This window comes from Shewanella sp. Iso12 (assembly GCF_012030025.1).
Classification (GTDB): domain Bacteria; phylum Pseudomonadota; class Gammaproteobacteria; order Enterobacterales; family Shewanellaceae; genus Shewanella; species Shewanella algae.
This window is the reverse complement of record NZ_JAAUHW010000001.1, coordinates 138,386-151,346: the sequence shown is the minus strand read 5'-3', so window position 1 is coordinate 151,346 and position 12,961 is coordinate 138,386. Positions and strand designations below refer to the sequence as shown.

At 53.5% G+C, this 12,961-nt stretch carries 12 protein-coding genes; 4 read left to right on the top strand and 8 right to left on the bottom strand.

Going from position 1 to position 12,961, the window contains the following annotated elements:
- The first annotated feature begins 101 nt into the window (after positions 1–101).
- From HCX89_RS00715 to HCX89_RS00705, 3 genes are all read left to right on the top strand, one after another.
- Positions 102–749, top strand: a complete 648-nt coding sequence (locus HCX89_RS00715; protein ID WP_115390484.1) for an MBL fold metallo-hydrolase — start codon at positions 102–104, stop codon at positions 747–749.
- A 202-nt stretch (positions 750–951) separates the two neighbouring features.
- Positions 952–1,455, top strand: coding sequence for a DUF1097 domain-containing protein (locus HCX89_RS00710; protein WP_025889517.1), 504 nt, complete (start codon positions 952–954; stop codon positions 1,453–1,455).
- A 56-nt stretch (positions 1,456–1,511) separates the two neighbouring features.
- Positions 1,512–2,927 (top strand): methyl-accepting chemotaxis protein, encoded by a 1,416-nt coding sequence (locus HCX89_RS00705; protein ID WP_044734322.1) that lies wholly within the window; start codon positions 1,512–1,514, stop codon positions 2,925–2,927.
- 147 nt (positions 2,928–3,074) lie between these two features.
- Here HCX89_RS00705 and xthA read toward each other — a convergent pair whose 3' ends face one another.
- From xthA to ackA, 6 genes are all read right to left on the bottom strand, one after another.
- Positions 3,075–3,881, bottom strand: a complete 807-nt coding sequence (xthA, locus tag HCX89_RS00700; RefSeq protein WP_025011773.1) for an exodeoxyribonuclease III — start codon at positions 3,879–3,881, stop codon at positions 3,075–3,077.
- Positions 3,881–4,180, bottom strand: coding sequence for a YciI family protein (locus tag HCX89_RS00695; protein WP_025011774.1), 300 nt, complete (start codon positions 4,178–4,180; stop codon positions 3,881–3,883). The genes xthA and HCX89_RS00695 overlap by 1 nt, the downstream gene beginning before the upstream one ends.
- Positions 4,180–4,725, bottom strand: a complete 546-nt coding sequence (locus HCX89_RS00690; protein WP_025011775.1) for a septation protein A — start codon at positions 4,723–4,725, stop codon at positions 4,180–4,182. The genes HCX89_RS00695 and HCX89_RS00690 overlap by 1 nt, the downstream gene beginning before the upstream one ends.
- A 95-nt stretch (positions 4,726–4,820) precedes the next feature.
- Positions 4,821–5,261: a hypothetical protein gene (locus HCX89_RS00685; protein WP_025011776.1), complete on the bottom strand. Its 441-nt coding sequence runs from the start codon at positions 5,259–5,261 to the stop codon at positions 4,821–4,823.
- 568 nt (positions 5,262–5,829) lie between these two features.
- The gene (pta, locus tag HCX89_RS00680) at positions 5,830–7,971 is read right to left on the bottom strand and encodes a phosphate acetyltransferase (RefSeq protein WP_107004683.1); all 2,142 of its coding nucleotides are present in this window, start codon (positions 7,969–7,971) and stop codon (positions 5,830–5,832) included.
- A 94-nt stretch (positions 7,972–8,065) separates the two neighbouring features.
- Entirely contained in the window at positions 8,066–9,265 is a 1,200-nt protein-coding gene (ackA, locus tag HCX89_RS00675) for an acetate kinase (protein ID WP_025011777.1), read from the bottom strand.
- Between the two features lie 158 nt (positions 9,266–9,423).
- Between ackA and yfbV the strand changes: the two genes are divergently transcribed.
- Positions 9,424–9,867 carry a terminus macrodomain insulation protein YfbV gene (gene yfbV, locus HCX89_RS00670; RefSeq protein ID WP_045283407.1) on the top strand — a complete coding sequence of 148 codons (444 nt, stop codon included), beginning with the start codon at positions 9,424–9,426 and terminating at the stop codon, positions 9,865–9,867.
- Between the two features lies 1 nt (position 9,868).
- On the opposite strand, the gene pflA is transcribed toward yfbV, so the two are convergent.
- Positions 9,869–10,609, bottom strand: a complete 741-nt coding sequence (gene pflA, locus HCX89_RS00665) for a pyruvate formate lyase 1-activating protein (protein WP_025011778.1) — start codon at positions 10,607–10,609, stop codon at positions 9,869–9,871.
- A gap of 57 nt (positions 10,610–10,666) precedes the next feature.
- Positions 10,667–12,949: a formate C-acetyltransferase gene (pflB, locus tag HCX89_RS00660; RefSeq protein WP_028779374.1), complete on the bottom strand. Its 2,283-nt coding sequence runs from the start codon at positions 12,947–12,949 to the stop codon at positions 10,667–10,669.
- Between the last annotated feature and the right edge of the window lie 12 nt (positions 12,950–12,961).

Genomic DNA, 12,961 nt, shown 5'->3' with positions numbered 1-12,961 from the left:
GCTTTCCTGCCCGGGATCAATTTTTCTGTTGCCGGGTTGGTGGATCATGCATCGAGACGATCTATCGATCATGGAACGATAACAGCCTGCGAGTGTGTGTAATGAAATACCAGATCATCCCAGTGACCCCTTTCCAGCAGAATTGCAGCCTCATCTGGTGTGAGAAGAGTGGCAAAGCCGCTGTGATAGATCCAGGCGGTAACCATGAGCGCATCATGGATGCCCTGGCGCAGCACGGCCTGCAGTTGCAATATATTCTTTTGACTCACGGACACATAGATCATGTTGGTGCCGCCAAGGCTTTGGCCACCGAGTGTGACGTGCAGATTATTGGCCCGCATATCGACGATAAATTCTGGCTGGAGAACCTGCCACGCCAAAGCCAGAACTTTGGTTTCCCGGCCTGTGAAGCTTTCGAGGCAGACCGTTATCTCGAAGATGGTGAAGAGATTACATTGGGAGAGCAGGCATTGCAGGTGTTTCACTGTCCGGGGCATACACCCGGGCATGTGATCTTCTTTGACCGCGAAGAGAACCTGGCCTGGGTGGGAGATGTCCTCTTCCGTGGCTCTATAGGCCGTACTGACTTTCCCGGCTCCAACTATCAGCAGTTGATTGACTCCATTCGTTACAAACTCTGGCCCTTGGGCGAGCAGGTCAACTTCATTCCCGGCCATGGCCCTATGTCGAGCTTTGGTGAAGAGCGGCGAAACAACCCTTTCGTTGCCGATCAGCTACTGGCCGATTGAGGCTATCCCTGTTGCAACTGACCCGGGCATGCCCGGGTTTTTATTTGGCTGAAATTCACTCCATTATTGTTTTTTTACTACTAAATGTTTGCAAAGTGAGCCAGGTCTCGGCATTAATAGGCCCTTTTTTGGTGTAGATCCGGTTTTTGTTATCAAAAACGGGGTAATTTAACCAATAGTTACATTTTGTGGAGATACTCCTATGCAACAGCGTTGGCATGCAGCAATATCTGCCGGCCTCTTGGCCACTGTATGGTGTGGGGTTGCCGACACCTTTGGTCTGATCACCTGGATAGGGTTTCTGGGGTGCAGTACTTTCTTTGCTCAAGGACGCAGTGGGTTCGCCGGTTTGCTTCAGGCCTGGTGCACCAATACATCGGGAGTATTCTGGGCCTGGCTTATCATCAGCGGCAGCAGTTTCTTTGTCTCGCCGGTATTTGGCTGGATCTTCACCGGCATAGCCACCAGTGCCATGTGCCTGCAGGCCTGCTTCGGTAAACTTAACTTTATTCCCGGTGCCTTTATTGGTTGTTGCATCACCTTTGCCATGTCGGCGGATATTGCGGCTATTATGCCGCCGCTGCTGATTGGTGCCGTATTCGGTTATGCCATGAGTCGCTTGACCGATCTCATGGGCTATTGCCAAACCAGCCGCAGTCGTCAAACTCAAACAAAACCTCTGCCGGTCGAAAGGGTGGTGGAGTAATAGATTATACTGCCAGGGTCCTGTCCCGGCTTTTAGCTTCGCGCTGAGGAGCACTGATGAAGCAGATCCAATTTAGAAAAGTTGATGCCATGCTGATTAAGTTCAGTCTCAACGGTAAATTCTGGCTTGTGTGTTCGCTGGTTACCGCCATAACCGCCGCTATCGCACTGGCCAACTGGTGGCAGTTGGATGCCAGTGTAACCCAGGGCGCTGAGGCGCGTTTACAAGCCAAAGCCGAGACCCTGCTCCAGCTGGCGCCCGAGCCGGAGCGCGATCTTTGGCTACAGCAGCAAGGCCTTAGCCGCAATGAACCGCGCGCCGAGGTGAAAGTCATGCTCAGTAGCCGTGACGGCAACTACTGGCTCGGTGACAGCTTAACACTGCAGGAGCAAGAGATGCTCAGCCGGGCGAACTGGATGCTGCTGTGGGCTTTTGTCGGGCTGTTGCCACTGTTTCAGCTTAGCTATTGGATCTCCACCTCACTCGGCGGCGGACTCTGGGATATGTATATGGCAATCAAACGCCTGGCTGACGGCGATTTGAGCTTTAGGCTCAATTTCTTCGGCACAGATGATTTCAGCCTGATAGCCCGCGAGATTGACCGCTGCGCCGATAACATGAGCGAAATGGTCACCGCCATCAGCAGCAATGCCGAAACCTTGTCGATGGCGGCTTCCGAATTTGCCGAGCAAGCCGCCGCCGGTGATGAGATGGGCAAAATTCAGTGGCAGTTTCTCGATACTGTGGCCACGGCGATGGAGCAGATGAGCAATGCCATTACCGAAGTGTCCCATAACGCCGCCGAAACCTCTTCCCAGACCCGGGACAACGCCTCTCAGATGGGCCAGGGCGCCAGACACATAGCAGAAACGGTTGCCAGTATAGGAGAGTTGTCGGGCCGGATTGCCGAGGCTTTCTCTTCGGTATCGCAACTGTCGCGGGATGCCACCGAGATTGGCGCCGTGGTGACCACTATTGATGGTATTTCCGAGCAGACCAATCTGCTGGCGCTCAATGCCGCCATCGAGGCTGCCAGAGCCGGAGAACAGGGGCGCGGCTTTGCCGTGGTTGCCGACGAGGTGCGGACCCTGGCGGGGCGAACCCAGGAAGCGACAGTGGAAATTCAACGTATGATTGAGGGTTTGCAGGCGGGCAGCCGCAATTTGTCTCAGTTGACCGAGGCGATAGTGTCGCAGGCTGATGAAAGCCGCCAGGCGATCATTCAGGTGGGTACGGATGTTGAGGGGATGCGTGGCTCAGTGGATGCGGTATTTGATCGCAGCAGCCAAATCGCAGCCTCGGCCGAAGAGCAAAGCGTGTCGGCCCGGGAGATCAGCTCGCAGCTTGGCGATATCCGCAGCCACTCGGATCAGATGCGCCAGGCCAGCGAAAGGGCGATAGAGCTGAGTCAAAAACTGGCCCAGGCTTCTGCCGCTCTGACCCGGCTGTTGGCACAGTATAAAACCAGTTGAACTGCTAGAAGCTGAGCCATAAAAAAACGCCGGCATCATCAGATGTCGGCGTTTTGCGTTATAGCGTTTCCTGAGCTTTGTTTCTTGCTTCAGGCGTGCCGCTTGCTGTGGTCAGCATCAGCAGCGCCATCAGCGTTAGCGACAATGTCAGCGAAAACAGCTCCAGATAGGCGCGTGATCCGAGGGCTTGTCGATGCCGCGAAGCGCGTAATCCACATCGGCCTCACTCAAACGGCTTGCCAGCGACTCGGTTGCCAGGATCACATCGATACGCAGGCCGCGGTTATCATCAAAGCCACGGCTGCGATAATCAAACCAGGAGTAGCGTTCGCTACGCTGTGGATGCAACTGGCGGAAGGTATCCACCAAACCCCAATCCAGCAGGGTTTGCAACCATTCACGCTCTTCCGGCTGGAAGCTGCATTTACCTGTCTTCAGCCAACGTTTGGCATTGGCATCGCCGATGCCGATATCCAGATCCAGCGGCGAGATATTGATATCCCCTATGATGGCAATATCCTGATCCGGGCTGAATGAGTTTTGCAGATACTGCATCAGGTCGGCGTAAAACTTACGCTTGGCCGGGTACTTGGTCTCGTGATTGATATTCTCCCCCTGGGGGAAGTAGCCGTTGATCACTGTCAGCACGCGGCCGTTGTCCTGGATGAACTTTCCGGCGATAAGCCGGCGCTGGGCATCTTCATCGTCGGTGGGAAAGCCTTTTTGAACCTCAATGGGGGCCTGTTTGGATAACAGAGCCACGCCATAGTGGGCCTTGCCACCGTGGAAATGTACCTGATAACCCATGGCTTCCACTTCGGCCAGAGGGAAGGCTTCGTCGTGCACCTTGGTTTCCTGCAGCCCTATGATGTCCGGCTGGTGACTGTCTATCAACTGTTGCAGTTGATGCAGACGAGCTCTCAGTCCGTTGATATTGAAGGAAACGATTTTCATCAGGGCAGCACTCGCTTGAAGGGTTTAACGATAACACTCAGATAAACGCCGGCGGCAACATAAGGATCGGCATTGGCCCAGGCCTGGGCGGCTTCCAGCGATTCAAACTCGGCCACCACCAAAGAGCCGCTGAATCCGGCGTCCCCCGGGTTTTCACTGTCCACGGCGGGATGTGGACCGGCCAGCATCAATCGTCCTTCATCGGCCAGCAGTTGCAGGCGCTGTAGATGGGCCGGACGAGCGGCAAGACGTTTTTCCAGGCTGTTTTCAACATCTTGAGATGAGATCATATACCACATTATTTGAGTTCCTTGCGTTGCTCTTCGGGGATGTGTTTAAAGAGATAAACCACGGTTGCTATGGTGTTCAGTAGCGTCACTGCGGTCAAGCCAAAGACCTTGAAGTTGACCCAGGTTTCCTGACTCAGACTGAAGGCGACATAGATATTGATAAGGCCGCAGATAATAAAGAAACTGACCCAGTACCAGGTGACTCTGGCCCATATCTTGTCGGCGACCTTGAGTTCCTGCCCCAGCATGCCCTTGAGTACAGGCTTATTCAGCAATTGGCTGACACCCAGACCCAAGGCGAACAGGGCATAGACTATGGTGACTTTCCATTTGATAAAGGCATCGTCGTGAAACACCAAGGTCAGGGTACCGAATACGGCCACCATGGCAAAGGTGATGAGATGCATTTTCTCAAGCTTGCGGTACAGCAGGTAGGTCACCACGAGTTGCAGCGCCGTTGCGGCTATCAAGGCGCCACTGGCGACATAGATATCGTAAAACTTATAAACGGCAAAGAAGATGACCAGCGGCAGGAAATCCAACAGTTGTTTCATAGTAATCAGACTGAGTGAAAATTGCCTGTGAGTTTAGCACGGCGGGCTTTGAGGGATAAACCTCTTCGGCCCTTGCGTGGGTCAGTGCACAATTATTACAGGGAACCTGAGTTGATCTTGCCGGTTTCCGGGAGAATTTCCACTATCACCCAGGCCCGGCCCCGTTTATGCAGGCGAATGGTTCTGTCATCGACCCAGGGGCGGCCACCTCTACGGCCGGTAAATTTGACCACGACAGTCACGTCATCGGTGAACTTGCGAAAGAAGTCGATATCTATCTCTTCAATCTCCAGGGTGACATCTGTCATCTGTAGATTGAGCATATGGCGCTGTACAGAGGCGGCGATATAGTAACTTTTCAGCACCTCCTTCATCGGATCATCGACATAATGGGTTGCCTTCTCGACATCCTTATCTACGTAGATGGCCTGAAAGAATCCCAGGGCGACTTGTTCCGGGCTGTCTATGGTGGCTTTACTCGGGTCATCATTGCAGCCAAATAGGCCTAGCAGACAAAGAAAAAGTAAATATCTCATAGTGTTGACCCTAATGATTGGTGCCAAACAGTATCGGTTTTTTTAGTATTGATCGCAAGCCGATGCCGCACGCTTGACGGGATCGGCGATCCTGTGGCATATAAAGAGGATAGCGCAGAGATTCTTATCCACAGAATCTGTGGACAAGTGTGTTGAAGACTCGATAGATACTTCCTAAGCGATTGATATCGTCGTTAAATTGTCGCTGGTTATTTTTTGACGTTTGGCGCTTTTCCCTATCCGTTTCTCTCCTGATGACTCATTCCTGACTGAATCATAACTGGCGTAAAGGATCCTTTGCGTTGATTTTGTACAGCTTTTGCTGATAAAAGCCGCAGTCAGTATCCAATATCAGTTCTTATAGAGGTTTGAGCTGCCAGCTCCAAAGGGTAGGTTGAAAAGACGCGCAGGTGCGCAGGCCGGCATCGATTTATCCTGATAAACCTTTCATTACCCAATCTGTTCCCCGGCTTTTGATGCTCGCTGAGTGAGTACACTCCTATGTGAAATAGACCACAAAAAAGCGCCTGCCGGAGCAGACGCTTTTCTTGAATTGGCTATCGGACCATTAATTACTCTGAGTGGCCTGAATGGCGGTCAGGGCGATGGTGTAGACTATGTCATCCACCAAGGCGCCACGGGACAGATCGTTCACCGGCTTACGCATACCTTGCAGCATAGGGCCTATGCTGATCAGATCGGCGCTTCGTTGAACCGCCTTATAAGTGGTGTTACCCGTGTTGAGATCCGGGAACACAAACACGGTCGCCTTACCGGCAACCGGGCTGTCCGGCGCCTTGGAGCGAGCCACGTTGGGCATTACTGCGGCGTCGTACTGCAGTGGGCCGTCAATCACCAGATCCGGACGCTTCTCTTTGGCAATCCGGGTGGCTTCGCGTACCTTATCCACATCCGAGCCTGTCCCTGAGTCACCGGTTGAGTAGCTGATCATCGCCACTCTGGGCTCAATGCCGAAGGCTTTGGCCGACTCGGCCGATTGAATGGCGATATCGGCCAACTGTTCGGCATTGGGATCCGGGTTGATGGCGCAGTCACCATATACCAGCACTTGATCCGGCATCAGCATGAAGAAGATGGAAGAGACCAGGCTGGAGCCGGGCGCTGTTTTAATCAGCTGTAGTGGCGGACGAATGGTGTTGGCCGTGGTGTTGACCGCACCGGAAACGATACCGTCCACTTCATTCTGGGCCAGCATCATGGTGCCCAGCACCATGTTGTCTTCCAACTGTTCACGGGCAACCACTTCGGTCAGGCCCTTGTGACGGCGAAGATCCAGCATAGGTTCGACATAGCGCTCACGCACTTCATCGGGATCGATAATCTCGACATCCTCTCCCAGAATGACATCCTGCTGGGCTGCGATACGCAGAATTTCGTCACGTTTGCCTAGCAGTACGCAGCGGGCAATACCGCGCTCGGCGCAGATGGCGGCGGCTTTGATGGTGCGCGGCTCATCGCCTTCAGGCAGCACCACAGTCTTACGGGCGGCGCGGGCCAGCTCGGTAAGTTTGTAGCGGAAAGCCGGTGGCGACAGGCGGTGCTCGCGGGGCGAGTTTTCGGTGACGCTTTCAATCCAGCTCTGATCGATATGACCGGCAACATATTCCTGTACCAATTCAATGCGCACTGCATCGTCCACAGGTACTTCGTGGTCAAAGCGTTGAATATTGAGTGAGGTCTGCCAGGTATTGGTGTCGATAAGGAACACAGGCAGGCCGGTTTCAAAGGCCTGCTCACACAAGGCCATGATCTCAGGCTCAGGTTCATAACCGCCGCTCAGCAGCAAGGCACCAATCTTGACGCCGTTCATCGCTGCCAGACAGGCAGAAACGATAACGTCGGAGCGATCGCCAGAGGTGACCAGCAGCGAGTCTGTCTTAATGTGCTGCACCATGTTGGGAATAGAGCGGGCACAGAAGGTTACCTTGCGCAGACGGCGAGTGTTCATCTCACCGGCATTGATGATGCGGGCACGCAGGTGCTTGGCCAAGTCGGATGCTCTGGGGGACACCAGATCCAGGTTGTAAGGCACGCTGCCGAGGATCCTCAGTGGGCTCTTGCCCGGCAACTGGAACATACCGGCAGTATCGCTGCGCTGAACGTCCTGATGGTCGAATACTTCAGACAGATCCGGGCGGGCACGGCCTTCGTCGTCCACCGGCGCGCCAATCTTGTTAATGATGGCACCGATAAGACGTTTGTTCTTGTTACCACCCCAAGAGTTAAAGGCGATTTCGAGGCGGTTCATCAGCCCGGTCGGACTGTCGTTGCCTGGGGTTGCGACAAAAATCACATCGGCGTCGAGCGCCTTGGCAATGGCATAATTGACATCATCGGCAAACGGATGGCTACGGGTGTGCACCAGGCCTTCGATGATCAGGGTTTCAGTGTTGTCGGCAATTTCACTGGCGCGGGCGATGATTTGCTCCATCAGCACATCCGTCTGATCGGCACGGATCAGCGCTTCGGCGTGGGCCATTTCAAACGGCTCAAGCGGGTTGACCGTGGGGGACTTGCTGAGGATGGTAGTTGAACGCTCAGGGCCGTGATCCTGCGGGCGCAACTGGGAAATGGGTTTAAAGAATTGCACTTTAACGCCGTGGCGTTCCAATGCACGAACCATCCCCAGGCTGATAGACGTCAGACCGACGCCAGTGCCTATGGGGATCAACATAATGTTACGGGACATAAAAACCTCTTCGGAGTCGATGGTTTTCCGGTGAATCTTGTAAAGTCAAAAAACATGAAAGCCGCCAGGCTAACCAGGCGGCTGATTGGTCATATTATTCTTCTATCAAACTAATAGCGTCTTCGGCGATGACCCACTCTTCATTGGTGGGAATGACCATGGCCAGAGTGCCTTCATCTTTAGTGATAATTCCGCCATTGCCGAAGCGGGCGGCCAGGTTGCGTTCATCATCGACCTGGAAGTTGAAGATGGACAGTAGTTCCAGCACTTTCTTGCGGATAATGTCGGAGTTTTCACCTATGCCGCCGGTAAAGACCACGGCATCCAGACGGCCCAATGGCACAGTGTAGGAGGCGATGTATTTTGCCAGACGATAGCAGAAGATTTCCAGTGCCAGTGTCGCACCTTTGTGACCTTCGGCGTATCCTTCCTCAATACCACGGCAATCATTGGTCAATTCGCTGATCCCCAAAAGGCCGCTCTGCTTGTTCAGCAGGTTGTTGACCTCCTCCAGGGTGTAACCCAGTTGGTGCACCAGATGATAGATGATGGAGGGGTCGATATCGCCGCAGCGGGTTCCCATCACCAAACCTTCCAGTGGTGTCAGGCCCATGGAAGTATCCATGCTCTTGCCGCCTTTAACCGCCGTGACCGAAGCGCCGTTGCCCAGGTGAGCACAGATTACATTGGTATCGGCCAGCTCTTTACCCAGCACCTTGGCTGCTTCACGGCTGACAAACAGATGGCTGGTGCCGTGCATGCCGTAACGACGAATGCCGTGCTCACGGTAAAGCTTGTAGGGCAGGGCATAGACAAAGGCGTGCTCAGGCATACTCTGGTGGAAGGCGGTATCAAACACGGCAACCTGAGGCAGGCTTGGGAACGAGGCCATGGCAGCGCGGATACCTATCAGGTGCGCCGGATTGTGCAGCGGTGCCAGTGAGGCACAGTCTTCGATACCTTTGATCACCTGATCGTCAATGATAACCGAGCGGGTGAATTTTTCGCCGCCATGCACGATACGGTGACCCACCGCCAGGATCTGTGACGCCAGTTCAGGCAGGGGAGCCAGGATCTGGTTTACAATAAACTCCACGGCTTCACGGTGCGCGGTAAATGCGCCCAGTGCGGCTTCATGCTTTTCGCCATTGTGTTTCCATTTGATGCGGGAGTTTTCCAGACCAAAGCACTCGGCCAGACCTGAGATCTGATCATCGCCCGTGAGTGCATCCATGACTGCAAATTTCAAAGAAGAACTGCCGCAATTTAGAACCAATACCAGTTTTTTAGACATGTTAAAAACCTTTCGCCGTTTTTAATTAATGAGTTACGGGTGAACTGGACTCGCCTGTAACCTGTTTCACTGCGTTCCTGCCGTCAAGCCGTTGTTGGGGCCGAATAGGGAACTGTGCTAAGGTAAAAGCAATATTATGCTTGTTTCAGGTGCCTTGATTGAGCCTTAACTTTCTCAAAACCGTGAGGGAAGGTCATCGTTATATGAAGACCTGGCCCATGGTCAGACAACTGGGTTTCTTTTTTCCTGAGTTTCGCGTTATTCGTGCCACTCAGTTGGCGTTGCAGTTGATGCCTGTGTTGGCCATGCTATCGGCTGCCACGCCACTCTATTTCTATGGTTGGGACTATCTGCCCCAGGCCATAGCTATCTTTCTGTTCTTTCTCAGCCTGCCTTTGCAGGGCTATCTGTGGCTGGGTTGGCGTGCTCGCCATCCCTTGCCGCTGTCCTTGCTCGATTGGGGTAATCAACTCAATGCCAAGCTTTCCGGGCTTGGGGTGAGCAGTCGTCCTTTAGGAGCCAAGGCCTGCTATATGGATATGGCGCAGATCCTCAAATTGGCCTTTGAACGTCTCGATGCCGGTTTTTGGGAAGAACTCTGAATCAGTAGCCGGCATTGATCCCTTTCTGGATAAATATAGCCTTTATTCGCTCCATGGTTTCGCGATCCGGCGGCGATACGCCGTCGAGTTCATAGTGCTCACCCATGGCTTCCCACTTGTGTTTGCCCAGTTCGTGGTAGGGCAGTAATTCCACTTTTTCCACATTGGTCATTGGCTTGATAAATTCAGCCAGTTTTTCGGCCGAGGCTTCATCGTCTGTATAGCCGCCGACAACCACGTAACGGATCCAGGTTTTCTGGCCTCGTTTTGCCAGATATTCGGCAAACTGCAATGTTCGCTGGTTGCTGACCTTGGTGAGATCTATGTGCTTGGCATCATCCATCTGTTTGATGTCCAGCAGTACCAGATCTGTGTTGTCCAGCAACTGGTCGATCACCTCTGTGTATTTACGGACAAAGCCGTTGGTGTCCAAACAGGTGTGAATGCCTTCGGCCTTGCAGGCCTTGAATAGCTCGGCAACGAATTCAGCCTGTAACACAGCTTCACCACCGCTGGCGGTCACGCCACCGCAGCTGGCTTCCAAAAAAGGTCGGTAGCTGACTATCTGTTCCATCAGCTCCGCGACCGTCACTTCCTTGCCGCCATCCAGATCCCAGGTGTCGCGATTGTGACAGTATTTACAGCGCATCAGGCAACCCTGCATAAAGGCGATAAAGCGAATGCCGGGACCATCTACTGTGCCAAAGGATTCCACCGAGTGGATCCGTCCTTTTACTGTCATGTGCTCTCCTTGGAATGGCTGCAGCGGCGGCCGCTGCAGCCCGGTTTCAAACGCGGATTACAGTGCTTTGGTGAAAGTACGGGTAATCACGTCTTGCTGTTGCTCAGGGGTCAGTGAGTTGAAGCGCACTGCATAGCCTGAAACACGTATGGTCAGCTGTGGATACTTGTCAGGGTTGACGACAGCATCTTCCAGCATTTCACGGTTCATCACGTTGACGTTCAGGTGCTGACCACCTTCATGGCCTGGCTTGTGGGAGAAGTATCCATCCATCAGCGCAGCCAGGTTGGTGCGGCGGGCATCTTCATCTTTACCCAGTGCATTGGGCACAATGGAGAAGGTGTAAGATATACCGTCCTGAGCGTGAGCGAAGGGCAGCTTGGCCACTGAAGTCAGTGAAGCGATAGCGCCTTTTTCGTCACGGCCGTGCATTGGGTTGGCACCCGGGGCAAATGGTGCACCGGCGCGGCGACCATCCGGAGTGTTACCTGTCTTCTTACCATACACCACGTTGGAAGTAATGGTCAGGATTGACTGGGTTGGGATGGCGTTGCGGTACATCTTCTTGTCACGAATTTTGGCCATAAAGCCTTCAACCAGCATACAGGCGATGTCGTCAACACGGGCGTCGTTGTTACCGAACTTGGGATAATCACCCTCGATTTCGAAGTCTACGGCAATACCGTTTTCATCGCGAACCGGTTTCACCTTGGCATACTTTATGGCAGACAGGGAGTCGGCAGCGATAGACAGACCGGCGATACCACAGGCCATGGTGCGACGTACGTCTCTGTCGTGCAGCGCCATCAGCGCGGCTTCGTAAGAGTACTTGTCGTGCATGTAGTGGATGGTGTTCAGCGCAGTGACATACTGAGTTGCCAACCAATCCATCAGGCCATCGAGACGGCTCATGACGTCATCATAGTTGAGCACTTCGTCTGTGATAGGATCTGCCTTGGGAGCAACCTGAATTTTCAGCTTTTCATCCACACCACCGTTGATGGCGTACAGCATGGTCTTGGCCAGGTTGGCACGGGCACCAAAGAACTGCATGTGCTTGCCCACAACCATGGGGCTCACGCAGCAGGCGATGGCGTAGTCATCAGACTCGAAGTCAGGGCGCATCAGGTCATCGTTTTCATACTGGATGGAGCTGGTGTCGATAGACACTTTGGCGCAGTATTTTTTGAATGGCTGAGGCAGCTGCTCGGACCAAAGCACAGTGATGTTTGGCTCTGGGCTTGGGCCCATGTTGTACAGGGTGTGCAGGAAGCGGAAGCTGGTCTTGCTCACCAGCGGACGACCGTCCAGACCCATACCACCGATAGATTCGGTAGCCCAGATTGGGTCGCCGGAGAACAGCTCATCGTATTCAGGAGTACGCAGGAAGCGCACCATACGCAGTTTCATCACGAAATGGTCGATCATTTCCTGAGCCTGCTCTTCGGTGAGCACGCCGTTTTTCAGATCGCGTTCGATATAAACGTCGATGAAGGTTGAAGTACGACCCAGAGACATGGCGGCGCCGTTTTGGCTCTTCACCGCGGCCAGATAGCCGAAGTAGGTCCATTGGATGGCTTCTTTGGCATTCTTGGCAGGGCCGGAGATGTCATAACCGTATTTGGCTGCCATCTTCTTCATCTTGCCCAGCGCTCTGTGCTGCTCGGCAATCTCTTCACGCAACTGGATAACGTTGCTCAGATCTTCACCGGCTTCCATCTGAGCCTGCAGTGAAGTGAACTGGGCAACCTTGTCCTTCATCAGGTAGTCGATACCGTAGAGGGCTACGCGGCGGTAGTCACCAATGATACGGCCACGACCGTAGGCATCGGGCAAACCTGTCAGTACACCTGACTTGCGGCAAGCGAGAATTTCCGGAGTGTAAACATCGAACACACCCTGGTTATGGGTCTTACGCAGTTCGGAGTAGACATATTTGATTTCAGGATCCAGTTCGCGATCATAGGCGGCGCAGGAGCCTTCAACCATGCGGATACCACCGTTGGGCAGCATGGCGCGTTTGAGTGGCGCATCTGTCTGCAAACCAACAATGGTTTCCAGTTCCTGATTGATGTAGCCGGCATCATGGGAATCTATGGTAGAGACTTTGTCTGTATCAAAGTCGACCGGAGCGTGGGTGCGGTTTTCCTGCTTGATGCCTTCCATGACTTTGTCCCACAGGGCTGTGGTCGCAGTGGTGGGGCCAGCCAGGAAAGACTCATCACCTTCATAGGGGGTGTAGTTCTTCTGGATAAAGTCACGTACATTGACTTCGGTCTTCCAATCGCCGGGAACAAAGCCTTCCCATGCGCTTGCAAACAGCTCAGTTTTCTCGGTCATAGTACTCATACC

Excerpts from the sequence above, each read along its gene's own strand:
- HCX89_RS00715 (WP_115390484.1), top strand. The coding sequence starts at position 102 with ATGAAATACCAGATCATCCCAGTGACCCCTTTCCAGCAGAATTGCAGC.
- HCX89_RS00710 (WP_025889517.1), top strand. The coding sequence starts at position 952 with ATGCAACAGCGTTGGCATGCAGCAATATCTGCCGGCCTCTTGGCCACT.
- HCX89_RS00705 (WP_044734322.1), top strand. The coding sequence starts at position 1,512 with ATGAAGCAGATCCAATTTAGAAAAGTTGATGCCATGCTGATTAAGTTC.
- xthA (WP_025011773.1), bottom strand. The coding sequence starts at position 3,881 with ATGAAAATCGTTTCCTTCAATATCAACGGACTGAGAGCTCGTCTGCAT.
- HCX89_RS00695 (WP_025011774.1), bottom strand. The coding sequence starts at position 4,180 with ATGTGGTATATGATCTCATCTCAAGATGTTGAAAACAGCCTGGAAAAA.
- HCX89_RS00690 (WP_025011775.1), bottom strand. The coding sequence starts at position 4,725 with ATGAAACAACTGTTGGATTTCCTGCCGCTGGTCATCTTCTTTGCCGTT.
- HCX89_RS00685 (WP_025011776.1), bottom strand. The coding sequence starts at position 5,261 with ATGAGATATTTACTTTTTCTTTGTCTGCTAGGCCTATTTGGCTGCAAT.
- pta (WP_107004683.1), bottom strand. The coding sequence starts at position 7,971 with ATGTCCCGTAACATTATGTTGATCCCCATAGGCACTGGCGTCGGTCTG.
- ackA (WP_025011777.1), bottom strand. The coding sequence starts at position 9,265 with ATGTCTAAAAAACTGGTATTGGTTCTAAATTGCGGCAGTTCTTCTTTG.
- pflA (WP_025011778.1), bottom strand. The coding sequence starts at position 10,609 with ATGACAGTAAAAGGACGGATCCACTCGGTGGAATCCTTTGGCACAGTA.
- pflB (WP_028779374.1), bottom strand. The coding sequence starts at position 12,949 with ATGACCGAGAAAACTGAGCTGTTTGCAAGCGCATGGGAAGGCTTTGTT.